The following is a 17,272-nucleotide window of genomic DNA, read 5'->3' as shown; positions in this document are numbered from 1 at the left end:
AGGCAGGGTGTCGCGCATGGTTGGACGTATCATTACCTGCGAAGACGACATTGCCGAAGGCACCGAATTTCTCTGCCGCGCCGAGCCGCGTTTTGCGGAGGTCTGTGCGCTGACGGGGCCTTGGCCCTTACGCCGCCGCGAGGACGGGTTCGAGGCGCTACGCGACGCGATCATCGGCCAGCAGGTTTCGGTCGCCGCCGCGAATTCGATCCGCAACAAGGTTATCGGCGCGGGCTTCGGCGATCCGGTCTCGATCGCCGGCGCCTCGGAAGAGGATCTGCGCGCCTGTGGCCTTTCGCGCCAGAAGGTGCGCTACCTGCAGGCGCTCTCCAATTCCGGTGTCGATTTCGAGGGGCTGCGCGCGATGCCCGACGAGGAGGTGGTCGCGCAGCTCCTGCCGATCCCCGGCATCGGGCGTTGGACCGTGGAGATGTACCTGATCTTCGCTCTGGGCCGCGCCGATGTTTTTGCGGTCGACGATCTGGCTCTCGCCGAAGGGGCGCGGCTGCTATTCGATCTACCCGAGCGGCCCAAGCGCAAGCAATTCAACGAGCTATCGGCGGCCTGGTCGCCGTGGCGCGCGGTTGCGGCGCGTGGCCTCTGGGCCTATTACGCGGCGTGTAAAGATCGTGAAGGAGTTGCCCCATGACCCGCAAGCTGGACGCCGGACGCAGAGAGCCGCAATCCGGTACGGTGAAATCCGCCGTGGTGTTTCTGCATGGCTACGGTGCGGACGGGGCGGACCTTCTGGGCCTCGCCGATCCGCTGGGCCAGCATTTGCCCGACACGCTGTTTCTCGCGCCCGACGCGCCCGAGCCCTGCCGCGCGGCCCCTTACGGTCGTCAATGGTTCCCGATTCCGTGGATCGACAATTCCAGCGAAGCGGAATCCGCTCAAGGTCTCAAGGATGCTGCAGCCGACGTGGATGCGTTCCTCGACTCCGTGCTGCAAGAGCAGGGGCTGACGCCCGCGCAGCTCGCCGTGATTGGCTTCTCGCAAGGCACGATGACCGCGCTCGAAGTGCTGCCGCGCCGCGCCGAACCGGTCGCGGGTCTGGTGGCCTTCTCGGGGCGTCTGCTGCGCCCGGAAGCCCTGGGCACTGAGGCGATCTCGAAGCCGCCGGTGCTGCTGATCCATGGCGATCAGGATCCGGTCGTGCCCTTTGCCGATATGGGCAAGGCTGGCGATGCGCTGGTCTCGGCGGGTTTCGACACTTATGCCCATGTAATGAAGGGCACCGGGCACGGAATCGCACCGGACGGCCTCTCGGTGGCGCTGGCCTTCCTGCAGGACAAGCTGCCCGGCTGATCGGCGGGGCATGCCGCAGCGCCGCGACGCCGGGCTCCATTCTCCGTCTTGGGCCGTCATTTCCTTGTCATGGCAGTTTGCTACCCATGCCGCATGGCAGCAATCGCGAGATCAAGAGGCTTGCCAGATCGCGAACGCCATATATAGTCATGGATAAGGCAGGGGCGGACCCCGCCCCTGAGCCGAGGCAGGCGACAGGGCGAGGACGGAGTCACCCATGCTGGACGAATGCGACAGGACCGATTTTCGAACGCAATTCACCCGTGAACCGGCGGCGCTGAGACAGCATCCGGCACTGGTGCTAAACGCTGATTTCCGGCCGCTCTCCTATTATCCGCTTTCGCTATGGCCTTGGCAGGAGGCGATAAAGGCGGTCTTCCTCGATAGGGTGACGATCCTCGCCGAATACGAAGAGGTGGTGCGCAGCCAGAGGCAGGCCTTCAAAATCCCCTCCGTCGTCGTCCTCAAAGAATATGTCCGACCTCAGAAGCGCGTGGCTTTCACGCGCTTCAATCTTTTTCTGAGGGACGAATTCAAGTGCCAGTATTGCGGCAAGAAGGGCGATCTGACCTTCGACCACGTGATTCCGCGCTCGCGCGGTGGAATCACCAGCTGGGAGAATGTCGTGGCAGCCTGCGCGCCGTGCAATCTGCGCAAGGCCAACAAGCCGCTGGAACGCTCGGGGATGCAGCTTCTCAAGCCCGCGCGCCAGCCCCAGCCCGAGGACATGCTCCGCATCGGGCGGCGCTTCCCGCCGGGCTATCTGCATGAAAGCTGGATGGACTTCCTCTACTGGGACACCGAGCTGGAAGCCTGAGAAAAAGGGCGCGCCTTATCCGACACGCCCTTCGTATTGGGGAAATATCCCAGGGGGCTTGCGCAGCAAGCGGGGGCAGAGCCCCCTCTGAGACCCTTAGTGCCCTACTGCGACCTGACCGCCATTCGACAGCTTGTCGATGATCGTCTCGGTCGCCTGGTTCATCCCCACGACCTTCACATCCGTTCCGGACATCCGGAACTTACCCACCGCTCGGTCGAGCGCCGATACCGAGGAAATGTCCCAGATATGCGCGTGGGTCAGGTCGATCACCACGCGGTCGAGCTTCTCCTGGAAGTCGAAGGCGCGATTGAACTCTTCGACGGTCGCGAAGAAGATCTGGCCCTTGATGTAATAGGTCCGAAGGTGATGCGCCTCGTTGTAGCGCGATGTGATCTCGGTCATCCGCGCGATCTTGCCCGCGAAGAAGATGCCCGAGAGCAGCACGCCCACCAGTACGCCGATCGCGAGGTTATGGGTGGCGACGACGAAGGCGACGGTGGCCAGCATCACCACGTTGGACGACATCGGCATGGTGCGCAGCTGACCCAGCGAGGCCCAGCTGAACGTGCCGATCGAGACCATGATCATGATCGCCACCAGCGCGGGCATCGGAATGCGGCCCACCCATTCGCCCAGAACCACACAGAAGATCAGCAGCGCGATCCCCGCGGTCAGGGTCGACAGGCGCGTGCGCCCGCCCGAGGTGACGTTGATCACCGACTGGCCGATCATCGCGCAGCCCGCCATGCCGCCGATGAAGCCGGTGCAGAAGTTGGCGATGCCCTGACCGAAGCATTCCTGACGACGGTCCGAGCGAGTGTCGGTCATCTCGTCGACGATGTTCTGCGTCATCAGGCTCTCCAGCAGGCCCACGACCGCCACGCCCACCGAATAGGGCAGGATGATCTGCAGCGTCTCGAAGGTGAACGGCACGTTCGGAATCAGGAGCGAGGGGAGCTGATCGGGCAGGGCCCCCATGTCGGACACCGTGTGCACGTCGTCGAGACCAAGCCCCATCGAGACCGCGCTGAGAACGAGGATCGCGATCAGCGGCGAGGGGATGGCGCGGAAGAAGCGCGGCAGCAGATAGATGATAGCAAGGCCAAGCGCGACGAGCGCATAGGTCGCCACCACCGGCACGTTGGCCGGGTTCAGCTCAGGCCATTGCGCCATGAAGATCAGGATGGCGAGCGCGTTCACGAAGCCGGTCATCACCGATTTCGATACGAAGCGCATCACCGTCCCGAGGTTGAGCGCCCCCGCGATCACCTGGATCACGCCCGCCAGCACCGTCGCGGCCAGCAGGTAATCCAACCCGTAGCTGCGCACGAGCGTGCCCATCAGCACCGCGGTCGCGGCGGTCGCGGCCGAGATCATGCCGGGGCGACCGCCGAAGAAGGCGGTGATCGTTGCGATCATGAAGGAGGCGTAGAGGCCCACTTTCGGGTCGACGCCCGCGATGATCGAGAAAGCGATGGCCTCGGGGATCAGCGCCAACGCCACCACGAGACCGGAAAGGATGTCAGCGCGGAAGTTGCCAGTCCACTGGCTGCGCCATTGCGACAGGGTCATAAGATCGTCCTGCAATTAGAAAGGCCCGCGACCGGGGAGGGGCGGGCCGGAGGATGTGAGATTTGGCGCAGCCAATACCCGGCTGACGTCGCGATGCCAAGCCCCGTAGGCCGGGTTTTAAGAAAAATTCAAAGAAGATCAGGTCGTGTTGCCCAATTTCGCGGCAAATTTCGCGAGACTGGTGGCGAGATCGCCATAGCCGGTAAAACGCCGCTCATAGCGCAGTCCGAGCCGCTCCGCCGCCTCGCGCGCCTTCGCATCTAGCGCCGGATCGTCGGTCTGGGCCTGATAGATCAGCCGGTCGTAATTGCCGAACATCATCGGGATCAGTTCCGGATGACGGTCGAAGCCCATCGGCTTCCAGACGAAAGCGTCGAACTGCCGCGTCAGGAAATCAGTGAGGTAGAAGGCCGTGATCTCCTCTTCCGCCGTTTCGGCGAAGGCGGCATTGCCTTCGAAAAACGAATAACAATGCGGGCCTTCGACCATCTCGACGCCCAGGGACTTGCACTTTTCCGACAATTGCCCGCCCGTGCCGCAATCGGCATAGACCACGAAGATATCGTCGTATTGGTCGCGATAATGCAGCACCGCCTCTTCGACGGCGGCGGTGATCTTCTCGGGGTATAGGTGCAGATTGGCGGGCAGGCAGGTTAGGTCGATATGATCCCAGCCATTGATCCGCTTGAGCGCGAGAATCTCCCGCGCGAGCGCCCCGCAGGCGATCAGCAGAAGCCGTCCCGACCCCTCGGGAGCTAAGCCATCTTTCGTTAAGGTCGTGTCGCCGGGAAGCGAGGCACCTGTCCGGGCGGTCATTCCACCCGGGCCATCATCCGGGCAACGCCTGCTGCGACGAGAACCATCAGCCCGAGCATCGCCATCGGGAACCCCGATGCGGCGAAGGCCCAGATCGTCAGGCCGGCCAGAACGATCACGAACAGGATCAGCAGCAGAAAATGTGGCAGCGGCATTTCGCGTTTCCCCCTTCCTTTCAAGTATGGGGCGGGGAAGGGCACATGAAAAGGCCCCGATGAAAAAATCGGGGCCCTCTCCATGTATGTCAGGCGTGATGCGGCCGCGATCGGCGATCAGGCGCTCATCTGGTTGTGCTTGCGAGCGATGAAATCCTTCGCCGTCTCGACCGCCACGGCGGCGTCGCGGCAATAGGCATCGGCACCGATCGCCCTTCCGAATTCCTCGTTGAGCGGCGCACCGCCAACCAGAACGATGTAATCGTCGCGGATGCCCTGTTCCTTCATCGTGTCGATCACGACCTTCATATAGGGCATCGTGGTGGTCAGCAGCGCGGACATGCCGAGGATATCGGCCTCTTCGCGGGCGATCGCCTCGAGATAGTTCTCGACCGGGTTGTTGATGCCCAGATCGACGATCTCGAAGCCTGCGCCTTCCATCATCATCGCAACGAGGTTCTTGCCGATATCGTGGATATCGCCCTTCACCGTGCCGATCACCATCTTGCCCATGCGCGGCGCGCCGGTCTCGACCAGCAGCGGCTTGAGAATGGCCATGCCGCCCTTCATCGCGTTCGCCGCCAGCAGAACTTCCGGTACGAACAGGATACCGTCGCGGAAGTCGTTGCCCACGATGGTCATGCCCGCGACGAGGGCCTTGGTCAGAATGTCATACGGCGTCCAGCCGCGGTCGAGCAGGATGCGGGTGGCCTCTTCGATCTCTTCCTTGAGACCGTCATAGAGGTCATCCATCATCTGCGCGGTAAGCTCGTCATCGTCGAGTTCCGAGAGGATGATATCGTCGTCGTCTTCGGCCATGTCCAATAGTCTCCTGCTAGCCGGTGTTACCCTGTGGTGGGGCCGTGGCCCCGTCAAGTCTTGGCGAATTGCGACATGCGCGGTGTTTTGTCCGACCTCGCATGGTGTTGCCGGGCGGATGCCCGGACTCTACTTGGCAAATGTTCTCATTTCGTTCTAAATTCCGGGCATGAGTCTGCCATTCGACCTTCCCCCCGCGAACCCGTCCGAGCGTCTGCGCGCGCGCGGCGCCGCGGCGCGCCCCGTGGGCCGGTTCGAGCCCTTCTCCCGCGCGCCCGAACATGACGGCTGGGACATTCCCGAAGAGGAGCGCCTGACCCGAACCGAAGTCTCGGTAGAGCGACCGCGCTCCGTCATCACCCGCAACCAGTCGCCCGATGTGCCCTTCGAGCGTTCGCTCAACCCCTATCGCGGCTGCGAGCATGGCTGCATCTACTGCTTCGCGCGCCCCAGTCACGGCTATCTCGGCCTCTCGGCTGGCTTGGATTTCGAGACCCGGCTGATTGCGCGTCCCGAGGCGCCGCAGGTGCTCGAAGAAGAGCTGCGCAAGAAAAGCTATCGTCCGAACGTGCTCGCCATCGGCACGAATACCGATCCCTATCAGCCGCTCGAGCGCAAGATGGAGATCATGCGCGCCGTGCTGGAAGTGCTGCAGGCCTATCGCCATCCGGTCTCCATCGTCACCCGCGGCTCGACCATCCTGCGCGATCTCGACATCCTCGCGCCGATGGCCGAGGCGGGATTGGCGCAGGTCGGCGTGTCGGTCACGACGCTCGACGCCAAGCTCGCCCGCGATCTGGAGCCCCGCGCCCCGAGCCCGCCGACCCGGATCCGCATGATCCGCGAACTGTCGCGCGCGGGCATCCCGGTGCGCGTCATGGCCGCCCCGATGATTCCGGGACTCACCGATCACGAGCTCGAAGCGATCCTGACCGAGGCGCGCAGGGCAGGGGCCAGGGCCGCCTCGATGATGCCGGTGCGCCTGCCGCACGAGGTGGCGCCGCTTTTCGCCGACTGGATGGAGCGGCATCACCCCGGCAAGGTCGAGAAGGTGCTGGGCCGGATCCGCGACATGCGCGGCGGCAAGCTCAACGATCCGCGCTTCGGCGAGCGGATGAAGGGCGAGGGAGAGATGGCTGAATTGTTGCAGCAGCGGTTCAAGCTGAGCTGCAAGCGGCTGGGCTTCTCGCGTCATCTGCCCGATCTCGACGTGACGCAGTTCCACGTGCCGCCCCGGCCGGGCGATCAGCTCGAACTGTTCTGATCTCGTCTGAGACGCGTGCATGCTCCATCCGCCGAGAAAAATCCCGGCCCTTCCTTCGTATTGGTTCAAATATCCCGGGGTGAGGCCGCAAGGCCGAGGGGCAGCGCCCCTCAAACCGCGCCTAGCTGCGCCGACGTCCCCGCCGTTCGCGCTTGGGCGCATCCCCGCTCAGGCCGTCATCCTCCGACGAGAACCCACCCAGAACCGAGGAAATCTGATCGAGCGTCGGGCGTTCGCCGCGCGGACGCGTCTCCAGCGCCTCGCGCATCGCGACCAGATGCTCGGCCATCGTGCCGCAGCAGCCGCCGATGATCGTGGCGCCGCAATCGCGCGCCATCACCGCATATTCCGCCATCAGCTCGGGCGTGCCGTCGTAATGGATATGGCCATCGACATATTTCGGGATGCCCGCATTGCCCTTGGCGATGATCGGGCGCTCGGTCCCGGTTGCGGCAAAGCCAAGAACGGTGCGCAGAAGGTCCGATGCGCCGACCCCGCAATTCGCGCCGAAGGCCAGCGGCGGGTGGGCCAGCTTGTCGACCATCGAGACCATCGCCTGCGAGGTCAGCCCCATCATCGTGCGCCCTGCGGTGTCGAAGCTCATCGTGCCGCACCACGGCATCCCCGCCAGATGGCAGGCTTCGGCGGCGGCCTTGTATTCTTCCTGCGCCGAGATCGTCTCGACCCAGAGGATATCCGCGCCGCCCTCTTTCAGACCCTCGGCCTGTTCGTGGAACATCTCGACCGCGAGTTCGTGGGTCAGCGTACCCATCGGCGCGAAAATCTCACCCGTCGGGCCCATCGAGCCCGCAACGACCACCGGGCGCGACTGCTTGTCGGCGACCTCGCGGCCGATCTCGGCGGCGAGGCGGTTCAATTCGCGTACGCGGTTCTGGGCGTTGTGCAGTTTCAGTCGCGAGGCATTGCCGCCGAAGCTGTTTGTCAGGAACAGGTCCGAGCCCGCATCGACGGCGAGCGAATAGAGCTTCGCGATCTTCGCGGGCTCGTCGGCATTCCACAGTTCCGGCGCTTCGCCCGAGGCCAGCCCCATGTTGAACAGGTTGGTGCCGGTCGCGCCATCGGTCATCAGCCAATCGCGGGTTTCCAGAAGGCGGCTCAGCGCGTCGGTTTTCGGGGCGGTCATAAGGGCCTCGTCAAATGCAAAAGGGCCGCGTCTGGCGCGGCGGTTGGCTTTGTCCTGCCATGACAGGCGGGATTTGGCAAATTCGTTTCCTTCATGTTCTTGATGAAGGGGCTGCGATCTCGGCTCGATATGCAAAAGGCCGGACGCGCAGGGCATCCGGCCTTTCAATCCGTGTCATGGGCGAGGGCTCACTCGGCCTCGTCGACCACCTGACGGCGCGCCTCGGCCATGCATTCGGCCATCTTCGCGCGGATCGTTTGTTCATCGGCTTTGTCGCCTAGATCGCCCGAGAGCTTGCGGTACACGTCTTCGTGGCCCGCTTCCTCGAAATCGGAGGTCACGACCTCGCGGACATAGGCATCGGCCTCGGGGCCGGTCTTGCCCAGAAGGCCCGCGGCCCATTGGCCCAGCATCTTGTTGCAGCGCGCATCGGCCTTGAACTGCAGTTCGGCATCATGCGCGAACTTGTTCTCATAAGCGTTTTCGCGATCGTCGAAGGTGGTCATGGCCCTCGTCCCTCCCGGTAAAGTCTCCGTTACCATCGATATGCACATGCACAGGGCGCGCCGCAAGAGGAAAGGGCCGCGATTTGGCCGGTTTGACGGGGCTGTGCATCCGCGTGAACGGCTGTGCGCTTTACCTTGCGAGACTCGCGGGCTTGTCCTATAGGGCGGGCGACACCCTTTCGCGGACGGCGCGCAGGGGCGGCGCGGTATTCCGTTCGGGATGTGGCGCAGGCTCCCACGACGTCCGCGCCAAGCGAGAACGGAGACGCGATGGCACCCCGGCGCAAGAAGATCTACGAAGGCAAGGCGAAGGTTCTGTATGAAGGCCCCGAGCCCGGAACGCTGGTCCAGTATTTCAAGGACGACGCGACCGCCTTCAACGCGCAGAAGCGCGATGTGATCGAGGGCAAGGGCGTGCTCAACAACCGCCTGTCCGAATACTTCATGACCGGCCTGACCAATATCGGCGTGCCGAACCACTTCATCAAACGTCTCAACATGCGCGAGCAACTGATCCGCCAGGTGGAGATCGTGCCGCTCGAGGTGATCGTGCGCAACTTTGCCGCCGGTTCGATCGCGAAGCGTCTGGGGCTGGAAGAGGGCACGCCGCTGCCGCGTCCGATCGTCGAATACAGCTACAAGAACGACGAGCTGGGCGATCCGCTCGTGCCCGAGGAATACATCATCGCATTTGGCTGGGCGAGCCAGCAGGATCTTGATGACATCGTGGCGCTGGCGCTGCGCGTCAACGACTTCCTGACCGGCGTGTTCTATGGCGTCGGCATCAAGCTGGTCGATTTCAAGATCGAGATTGGCCGGGTCTGGGACGGCGATTTCATGCGTCTGATCGTGGCCGACGAGATCAGCCCCGACAGCTGCCGCCTGTGGGACGTCAAGACGGGCCAGAAGCTCGACAAGGACGTGTTCCGCCGCGATCTGGGCAACCTGACCGATGCCTACACCGAAGTCGCCAAGCGCCTTGGCGTGCTACCGACGAATACCCAGCCGATCAAACCGACGCTGATCAACTGAAAGGACCGCTCGTGATGAAAGCCCGCGTTCATGTGATGTTGAAGGATGGGGTGCTCGACCCGCAGGGCGAGGCCGTGCGCCACGCATTGGGCCATATGGGCTTCGACGGCGTCGCAGGCGTGCGCCAGGGGAAGGTGATCGAGCTGGACCTGACCGCGACCGACGCCGCCTCCGCCGAGGCCGAGGTGAAGGAAATGTGCGAGAAGCTCCTCGCCAATACCGTGATCGAGAAATACACCATCGAGATCGCCTGATCCGGGCAGGGCAGGGGGCGCTGCCCCCCTTGGCCTGCCGGCCAATTCCCCCCGGGATATTTGTACCAAGCCGAAGGCCGCACAGGCCTTACCCGACAGGTTCGACCCTCAAGGCCAGGAGTTTGCGCCCATGAAAGCCGCCGTCATCACCTTCCCCGGTTCGAATTGCGACCGCGACCTGAGCATGGCCTTCGCGGCAGCCGGGGCGGATGTCGTCAAGGTCTGGCACAAGGAAACCGCATTGCCCGAAGGCATCGACATCATCGGTGTGCCGGGCGGGTTCTCCTATGGTGACTACCTGCGCTGCGGCGCCATCGCCTCGCGCTCGCCCATCGGGCAGGCCGTGGCGGATTTCGCGGGCAAGGGCGGCTATGTCATGGGGATCTGCAACGGCTTCCAGGTGCTGACCGAGATGCGGCTTCTGCCGGGCGCGCTGATGCGCAATGCGGGGCTGAAATTCGTATCGAAACCGCTGGCGCTGCGCGTGGCGACGACCGACAGCGCCTATACCTCGGGCTATGAGCTTGGGCAGGAGATCATGATCCCGGTCGCACACCATGACGGCAACTATCAGATCGACCCCGAGGGCCTCGCGCGTATCGAGGGCGAGGACCGCGTGGCGTTCCGCTATGTCGAGAACCCCAACGGGTCCGTCGACGATATCGCGGGCGTGCTAAGCGAGAACCGCCGGGTGCTGGGCATGATGCCCCACCCCGAACGCGCGATCGAGGCTGCGCAGGGCGGCGCCGACGGGGCGGCGCTTTTCCGCGCGTTGAGCGGGATGCTGGCAACCGCCTGATCTCGCGCGCTTGTTGCGCTCTGGGCCTTGGCTTAGACTTCGCGCATGACGCACGTGCAGACACGTTCGACGATTTTACCGGATGAGCCGCCCGAAGGTGAGGGCGGGCTCGGCGTTATGGCGCGCTCGCCGCGGGCCCGCTGGCTGCTGCGCATTGCGGTGGTGCTGATCCTCGCGCTGGCCGGGACGGTGATGTGGATCACCAACCAGTGGCTCACCCAGCGTTTCACCGAGACGACGCGCGTGCGCACCGAGCTGCGCCTCGCGCTCTACACCGGCAACATCATGTCGGAATTGCAGCGGACTTCCGTGGTGCCGCTGTTGCTGGCGCGCGACCCGCAACTGACGCAAGCTCTTGATACGACTGATTATTCCACTGCCTCCGCGCAGCTGATCACGGCCAAGAAAGAGGTCGCTGTCGCCTCGATCCGACTTTTGGACATGCAGGGCCGCGTTGTGGCCTCGACCAATCGCACGCAGATCGGCACGCCCTTTCCGAACGCGCCCTTCTTCGTCGATGCGACCCGTTCGCGCGGGACGATCTTCTCGGTCAACGAGCCCGAGGCAGGCGGCACCGAGTTCGACTACTCGCGGGCGGTGATCCAGAACAACAAGCCAGTCGGCGTGATCGTCGTCGAAGCGGACCTGTCGAAATTCGAGCGCGCCTGGGCGGGGATTTCCGATGCGCTGGCCGTGGTCGACAGCGAGGGCAAGATTATCCTGACGACCGAGCCGCGCTGGCGCGGCGTGACGATGTCGGAGGCGCTGGCCGCACGCTCGGCCCCCTCCGCGATTGAGCGCGCGCTGCAGGCGACCGCGGACTGGGCGAATGATGCGCCCGACGCCTATCTGAAGGGCCGTGCGGTGATGCGGACCGAGGCGCGCATTCCGTTCCGCGGCTGGAAAATGATCGCCTTTACCAGCTACGATTCCGTGCGCGAACGGGTGAACGCCGTGCTCGCGCTCGAGATCATGGGCTTCGCGATCCTGCTGGCGCTGGTCTTTTACGCGCTATCACGCCGGGCGCGGCGGCAAAGCCAGGAATTGCGGGCGGAATCGGCGGAGCTGCGCCAGTTGAACGCGCGTCTGAGCCGCGAGATCGCCGAGCGTGAGAAGGCGCAGCAGGATCTGGCAGTGGCCGAGCAGACGATCGCGCAAAGCTCGAAGCTCGCCGCTCTGGGCGAGATGTCGGCTGCCGTCAGCCACGAGTTGAACCAGCCGCTGGCCGCGATGAAGACCTATCTAGCTGGCGCGAAACTGCTGTTGCAGCGCGCCCGGGTGGAGGAGGCTTTGTCCTCCTTCCAGCGCATCGACGACCTGATCGGTCGCATGGGCGCGATCACGCGGCAGCTTAAATCCTATGCCCGCAAGGGCGGCGAGGCGTTCGAGCCGGTGGACCTGCGGGTGGCGCTGTCGGAGGCGCTCTCGATGATGGAGCCGCAGCTGAAAATTCGCAAATTGCACATTTCCCGCACCATGCCGCGGAGTCCTGTTATGGTTATGGCAGATCGCATCCGGCTGGAGCAGGTGATCATCAACCTGTTGCGCAATGCACTCGACGCTACCAAGTCCGTTGAGGAACCGCAGGTGGAGTTGTTGCTTACCTCGGGGGAAACGGCCGTTCTGAGCGTGCGTGACAATGGTCCCGGGATTTCGGACCTCGACAAGCTGTTCGAGCCGTTCTGGACCACGAAGAAACCGGGGGAGGGGACGGGGCTGGGCCTCGCGATCTCGTCCTCCATCATCAGTGATTTCGGGGGGCGTCTGACCGCCCATAATTCCGAAAGCGGGGGCGCGGTGTTCGAAGTGCAGCTGCCCCTTCTGGCGGACAAGAACAGGGCCATAAAGGCCGCGGAGTAAGACATGGCAAGACTAATGAAGGTAGCGATCGTCGATGACGAGGAAGACATGCGGCAGTCGGTCAGCCAATGGCTGGCGCTGTCGGGCTTCGACGCCGAGACCTATGCCAGCGCCGAAGATGCGCTGAAAGTGATCGGCCCCGACTGGCCGGGCGTGGTGATCACCGACATCCGGATGCCCGGCATGGACGGGATGGCTTTCCTCAAGCGGCTGATGGGCATCGATAGCGGTCTGCCGGTCATCATGATCACCGGCCACGGCGATGTGCCGATGGCGGTCGAGGCGATGCGCCTTGGCGCGATGGACTTCATGGAAAAGCCGTTCTCGCCCGACCGGATGACCGAACTGGCCAAGCGTGCGACGCAGGCGCGGCGCACCACGCTGGATAATCGCGCGCTGCGCCGCGACCTGGCCGAGGGCGAGAAGGTGATGGGCAAGCTGATCGGCACCTCCGAACCGATGGAACGCCTGCGCGAGGATATTCTCGATCTGTCTCAGGCTGATGGCCACGTTCTGATCGATGGTGAGACCGGCACCGGCAAGACGCTCGTGGCCCATGCATTGCACGCGACGGGTCCCCGCGCGGGAAAGAAATTCGTCATGGTCAGCTGCGCCGCGCTGACCGAGGAAGCCCTCTCTGCCAAGCTGTTCGGCCCGGTCGAGGAGGGCGGTCTGCCGCTGATGGAAGAGGCCCGCGGCGGCACGCTCTGTCTCGAGGATGTCGAGGCGCTCAGCCAGTCGCTGCAGGCGCGGCTTTTGCAATTCATCAACGATCAGGGCGCGCCGGCGGAGACCCGGATCGTCGCGATCTGCAACACCCATGGCGAGGGAAAGACGGTCGAGGACGCGCTGCGCCCCGATCTGTATTATCGTCTGGCCGCTCTGAAGATCACCCTGCCGCCGCTGCGTGCGCGCGGCGAGGATATCCTGACGCTGTTCAACCGCATGTCCGAGCAATTCGCGGACGAATACGGCTGCGACGTGCCCGAAGTGACCGCGCAGGAAGCGGCACAACTGCTGCAGGCCCCGTGGCCGGGCAATGTGCGCCAGCTGATCAACGTGGCCGAACGCGCGGTGCTGCAATCGCGCCGGGGTTCTGGCTCCATCGCGTCGCTCTTGATGACCGACGACGAAGAGGCGGGCCCGGCTGCGATCACCACCGAGGGTAAGCCGCTCAAGGAATATGTCGAGAGCTTCGAGAAGATGCTGATCGACAACACGATGCGGCGCCACAAGGGGTCGATCTCGGCGGTGATGGAAGAACTGTGCCTGCCGCGTCGGACGCTGAACGAGAAGATGGCGAAATACGGCCTCGCGCGCGCCGATTACCTGTGAGGCCTGCGCCCGCGCAGGCCCCCTCGATGCGGGCGCGTGCAGGCAGCTTTCGAACAAGACGACGTGAGCGGCGCGGGCCCGGATGGCACCGCGCCGCGGCATTTTCAGGCCCAGGGCGAAAAATCCCCGGGACGGGCCTGCCCAATCGTTGATCTTTGCCCGGAATCGGGGCGCGATTAACCCTTCCGTTACGAAAATTCGATTGTGTTCCCGGTGGCTGTGCCGCTATGGTCGAAACCAGTCGGTTTCACGCCAAACGTGTGAACCCTCCGAAATTCGCTGATGCCTTGGCCGATCCGGCGCAGATGATGCGCAAGGGGCCCCGGCTCAACCGATTGGCCGAAAGGCCGCAAGTTTGTCTCCCTCTGCCGCATATGCCGGGATGGAGGCCGTTAATTGGGCGCCAAGCGGCTAAGGCCGACCGCGCCTTGGAAAGAACCGCGATGATGCGTGACGGGATTTCGCAGATGAAGACGGGCAGGCTCGACGCCACCGCCGTCTGCGCGCATGTCCGCAGCCTCGCCTCAAGGACAGTTTCAGCCCAAGACAGCGCCGCGCCCCCGGGCCGGTCGCAAAGGGCTGACCTATTGGAATTACATGGCAAAGAAGATGCTTATCGATGCCACCCACGCGGAAGAGACCCGCGTCGTGGTGGTGGACGGCAACAAGGTCGAGGAATTCGACTTTGAGACCATCAACAAACGGCAGCTCGCCGGCAATATCTATCTCGCGAAAGTAACGCGCGTCGAACCGTCGCTGCAGGCGGCATTCGTCGACTACGGCGGAAACCGGCACGGGTTCCTCGCCTTCGCGGAAATCCACCCCGATTACTACCAGATCCCTGTCGCCGACCGCGAAGCGCTTCTCGAAGAAGAGCGACAGCTTGCCGAGGCCGCTGCCGAGGAAGAGGAAAAGCCGAAATCACGCCGCCGCCGCTCGCGCCGGTCCTCGAACAAGGCGGAAAAGGCCAAGCAGGACGACGCGGTCGTCAGCTCGGACGAGATCCCGGGCATGGGCGTCGTCGATCCCGAGGCGGAAGACGAGAACGCCGATGCCGCCAGCGAAGAGGCGGAAGCGGACGCGCAGACGGAAACCTCCAAAGCTCCGGCCGAGGAAGCGCCCGCTTCGGAAGCTGCTGAGAAAACCTCGGCTGTGGAAGCTGCGCAATCTGACGAGGATGACAGCGACGACACGGAGGACGATGACGACGACGCGGCCGAGGCCGATAGCGGCATCGAATCCGTCGCCGACGAGGATGTCGAGGAGGAGATCCGTCCGGCCCGCAAGCCGCGTCCGCGCCGCTACAAGATCCAGGAAGTGATCAAGGTCCGCCAGATCATGCTGGTGCAGGTCGTCAAGGAGGAGCGCGGCAACAAGGGCGCCGCTCTGACCACCTATCTCTCGCTGGCAGGCCGCTACTGCGTGCTCATGCCCAACACCGCGCGCGGTGGTGGCATCTCGCGCAAGATCACCAACGCCGCCGACCGCAAGAAGCTCAAGGAAATCGCGGGCGAGCTGGACGTGCCGAAAGGTGCCGGCCTGATCGTGCGTACGGCGGGCGCGCAGCGCACCAAGACCGAGATCAAGCGCGATTACGAATACCTGATGCGCCTGTGGGAGCAGATCCGCGATCTGACGATGAAATCCGTCGCACCGGCGCCGATCTACGAAGAAGGCGATCTGATCAAGCGCTCGATCCGTGATCTCTACAACAAGGATATCGACGAGGTTCTTGTCGAGGGCGAGCGCGGCTACCGCGCGGCCAAGGCCTTCATGAAGATGATCATGCCGAGCCACGCCAAGAACGTGAAGCACTACTCGGAATCGCTGCCGCTCTTCGCGCGCCATCAGGTGGAAAGCTACCTCGCCTCGATGTTCAACCCGACGGTTCAGCTGAAGTCGGGCGGCTATATCGTGATCGGCGTGACCGAAGCGCTCGTCGCGATCGACGTGAACTCGGGCCGGGCCACCAAGGAAGGTTCGATCGAGGAAACCGCGCTCAAGACCAACCTTGAAGCCGCCGACGAAGTGGCCCGCCAGCTGCGCCTGCGCGACCTCGCCGGGCTGATCGTGATCGACTTCATCGACATGGACGAGCGCAAGAACAACTCGGCCGTCGAAAAGCGCATGAAAGAGCGCCTCAAGACCGACCGCGCGCGCATTCAGGTCGGACGCATCTCCGGCTTCGGCCTGCTCGAGATGAGCCGCCAGCGCCTGCGTCCGGGCATGATCGAATCCACGACGCAGCCCTGCGCCCATTGCCACGGCACCGGCCTGATCCGCTCCGACGACAGCCTCGCGCTGAGCGTTCTGCGCGCGATCGAGGAAGAGGGGACCCGCAAACGGACCCGCGAGGTTCTGGTGCGTGCGCCCGTCGCGGTCGCCAACTACCTGATGAACGCCAAGCGCGAACATGTGGCAGTGATCGAGGCCCGCTATGGTATGTCCGTGCGCATCGAGGCCGCGCCCGAGCTAGTCTCGCCCGATTTCACCATCGAGAAGTTCAAGACCGCGACCCGCAATGTTGCGGAAGTGGACAGCCCCGTGGTGTCCGCGTCGGCAAGCCTGATGGCCGAAATCGACGAGGCGGAGGACGAGACCGAGGCCGAAGCCGAGGCGCAGACCCCGGAGGTCGAGACCGAGGCCGAGGAGCAGCCTAAGAAGAAGCGCCGCCGCCGTCGCCGTCGCAAGAAGTCGAATGGCGAGAACGGGGAGAATAACGGCTCTTCGGAGAACGGCGATCAGTCGTCGGGCGACCAGAAGTCGGACGATCAGAAGTCTGAACCGACCGGAGGTCAGGACGCGCCCGCCAAGGCCGAACCCGCGCAAGCGGCAGAGGCTCCGGCGGACGAGGCCAAGACCGAGGCGCAGACCGACGTCAAGACCGAGGCTCAGCCGGAGGAAGAAGCGCCGAAGCCGAAGCGCCGCTCGCGCGCCCGCAAGAAGGTCGAAGAACCGAAAGCGGACGCCGAGACCGCGGAAGCTGCGGTTGAGGGCACCGAGGCCAAGGCCGAGGAAGAAGCACCCAAGCCGAAGCGCCGCACGCGGTCGCGCAAGAAGGTGGATCCCGAGGCGGATGCGCAAGCCGCCGTCGAAGGCAGCGCCGCCGGCGCCAAGGTCGAGGCCGCAGCGGCGGAGGAAGAGGCGCCCAAACCCAAGCGCCGCTCCCGTGCGCGCAAGAAGGTCGAGGAGCCCGTAGCGGAGACGCCCGAGAGCCCTGAGCCGCCCGAAACCCCGCAGCCCGACGCGCCGACCGAGCCGCAGGAGACGCCGCAGCCCGACGCGCCCGTCGAGACGCCCGAGCCTACGCCGCAGGAAACCCCTGCCGACGTGCCGCAGGAAACGCCGCCCGCGCCCGAGCCCGAAACCCCGTTCGAGCAGCCTCCGGAAACGCCGCAGCCTGATGCTCCGGTCGAACTGCCCGGTGGTCCGGCCTTCGCGGAGACCGAAGCCGAGGGCGAAACCATGACCGAGGAGGCGCCCAAGCCCAAGAAACGGGGCTGGTGGAGCCGCTGAGCCAGCCTCAGATTTGAGAAAGGCCGGGCAGAGCGCCCGGCCTTTTTCGTTTTCATATCTGCTTATCCGCGC

At 64.2% G+C, this 17,272-nt stretch carries 16 protein-coding genes; 10 read left to right on the top strand and 6 right to left on the bottom strand.

Going from position 1 to position 17,272, the window contains the following annotated elements; all coding sequences use genetic code 11:
• The first annotated feature begins 16 nt into the window (after nucleotides 1–16).
• The 3 genes from B6V72_RS12375 to B6V72_RS12365 all read left to right on the top strand — a co-directional run bounded on the left by B6V72_RS12375 (nucleotide 17) and on the right by B6V72_RS12365 (nucleotide 2,125).
• Complete coding sequence (locus B6V72_RS12375) at nucleotides 17–649, top strand: DNA-3-methyladenine glycosylase (protein WP_075774531.1); 633 nt, start codon at nucleotides 17–19, stop codon at nucleotides 647–649.
• Complete coding sequence (locus B6V72_RS12370) at nucleotides 646–1,308, top strand: alpha/beta fold hydrolase (protein WP_088735701.1); 663 nt, start codon at nucleotides 646–648, stop codon at nucleotides 1,306–1,308. The genes B6V72_RS12375 and B6V72_RS12370 overlap by 4 nt, the downstream gene beginning before the upstream one ends.
• Nucleotides 1,309–1,525: 217 nt before the next feature.
• A complete protein-coding gene (locus B6V72_RS12365; protein WP_075774533.1) occupies nucleotides 1,526–2,125 on the top strand; it encodes an HNH endonuclease in 600 nt (199 codons plus the stop codon).
• Between the two features lie 96 nt (nucleotides 2,126–2,221).
• On the opposite strand, the gene B6V72_RS12360 is transcribed toward B6V72_RS12365, so the two are convergent.
• The 4 genes from B6V72_RS12360 to B6V72_RS12350 form a co-directional block, all read right to left on the bottom strand.
• Complete coding sequence (locus tag B6V72_RS12360) at nucleotides 2,222–3,700, bottom strand: SulP family inorganic anion transporter (RefSeq protein ID WP_088735700.1); 1,479 nt, start codon at nucleotides 3,698–3,700, stop codon at nucleotides 2,222–2,224.
• A 138-nt stretch (nucleotides 3,701–3,838) separates the two neighbouring features.
• On the bottom strand, nucleotides 3,839–4,516 hold the full coding sequence (locus B6V72_RS12355; protein WP_088735699.1) for a DUF1638 domain-containing protein: 678 nt from the start codon (nucleotides 4,514–4,516) through the stop codon (nucleotides 3,839–3,841).
• Nucleotides 4,513–4,671 carry a hypothetical protein gene (locus B6V72_RS19190; protein ID WP_166504540.1) on the bottom strand — a complete coding sequence of 53 codons (159 nt, stop codon included), beginning with the start codon at nucleotides 4,669–4,671 and terminating at the stop codon, nucleotides 4,513–4,515. The genes B6V72_RS12355 and B6V72_RS19190 overlap by 4 nt, the downstream gene beginning before the upstream one ends.
• Nucleotides 4,672–4,788: 117 nt before the next feature.
• On the bottom strand, nucleotides 4,789–5,490 hold the full coding sequence (locus tag B6V72_RS12350) for a B12-binding domain-containing protein (protein ID WP_088718864.1): 702 nt from the start codon (nucleotides 5,488–5,490) through the stop codon (nucleotides 4,789–4,791).
• 169 nt (nucleotides 5,491–5,659) lie between these two features.
• Here B6V72_RS12350 and B6V72_RS12345 point away from each other — a divergent pair, with 169 nt between their 5' ends.
• Nucleotides 5,660–6,754: a PA0069 family radical SAM protein gene (locus B6V72_RS12345; RefSeq protein ID WP_088735698.1), complete on the top strand. Its 1,095-nt coding sequence runs from the start codon at nucleotides 5,660–5,662 to the stop codon at nucleotides 6,752–6,754.
• A gap of 121 nt (nucleotides 6,755–6,875) precedes the next feature.
• Here B6V72_RS12345 and bmt read toward each other — a convergent pair whose 3' ends face one another.
• Both bmt and B6V72_RS12335 read right to left on the bottom strand, forming a co-directional pair.
• On the bottom strand, nucleotides 6,876–7,898 hold the full coding sequence (bmt, locus tag B6V72_RS12340; protein ID WP_075774538.1) for a betaine--homocysteine S-methyltransferase: 1,023 nt from the start codon (nucleotides 7,896–7,898) through the stop codon (nucleotides 6,876–6,878).
• Between the two features lie 188 nt (nucleotides 7,899–8,086).
• The gene (locus B6V72_RS12335) at nucleotides 8,087–8,404 is read right to left on the bottom strand and encodes a DUF1476 domain-containing protein (protein ID WP_075774539.1); all 318 of its coding nucleotides are present in this window, start codon (nucleotides 8,402–8,404) and stop codon (nucleotides 8,087–8,089) included.
• A 270-nt stretch (nucleotides 8,405–8,674) separates the two neighbouring features.
• Between B6V72_RS12335 and purC the strand changes: the two genes are divergently transcribed.
• The 6 genes from purC to B6V72_RS12305 all read left to right on the top strand — a co-directional run bounded on the left by purC (nucleotide 8,675) and on the right by B6V72_RS12305 (nucleotide 17,200).
• Nucleotides 8,675–9,436 carry a phosphoribosylaminoimidazolesuccinocarboxamide synthase gene (purC, locus tag B6V72_RS12330; protein ID WP_075774540.1) on the top strand — a complete coding sequence of 254 codons (762 nt, stop codon included), beginning with the start codon at nucleotides 8,675–8,677 and terminating at the stop codon, nucleotides 9,434–9,436.
• A 14-nt stretch (nucleotides 9,437–9,450) separates the two neighbouring features.
• Nucleotides 9,451–9,690, top strand: coding sequence for a phosphoribosylformylglycinamidine synthase subunit PurS (gene purS, locus B6V72_RS12325; protein WP_075774541.1), 240 nt, complete (start codon nucleotides 9,451–9,453; stop codon nucleotides 9,688–9,690).
• Nucleotides 9,691–9,820: 130 nt separating this feature from the next.
• Nucleotides 9,821–10,489, top strand: coding sequence for a phosphoribosylformylglycinamidine synthase subunit PurQ (purQ, locus tag B6V72_RS12320; protein WP_075774542.1), 669 nt, complete (start codon nucleotides 9,821–9,823; stop codon nucleotides 10,487–10,489).
• A gap of 117 nt (nucleotides 10,490–10,606) precedes the next feature.
• Entirely contained in the window at nucleotides 10,607–12,349 is a 1,743-nt protein-coding gene (locus tag B6V72_RS12315) for an ATP-binding protein (protein ID WP_075774543.1), read from the top strand.
• Between the two features lie 3 nt (nucleotides 12,350–12,352).
• A complete protein-coding gene (locus B6V72_RS12310) occupies nucleotides 12,353–13,684 on the top strand; it encodes a sigma-54 dependent transcriptional regulator (RefSeq protein ID WP_075774544.1) in 1,332 nt (443 codons plus the stop codon).
• Between the two features lie 597 nt (nucleotides 13,685–14,281).
• A complete protein-coding gene (locus B6V72_RS12305; protein WP_088735769.1) occupies nucleotides 14,282–17,200 on the top strand; it encodes an Rne/Rng family ribonuclease in 2,919 nt (972 codons plus the stop codon).
• Nucleotides 17,201–17,272 lie beyond the last annotated feature (72 nt).

The sequence above is a fragment of the Thioclava sp. F34-6 genome, assembly GCF_002213235.1.
GTDB lineage: Bacteria > Pseudomonadota > Alphaproteobacteria > Rhodobacterales > Rhodobacteraceae > Thioclava > Thioclava nitratireducens.
Note: the sequence above shows the minus strand (reverse complement) of the source record. Positions and strands in the feature narration are given on the sequence as shown.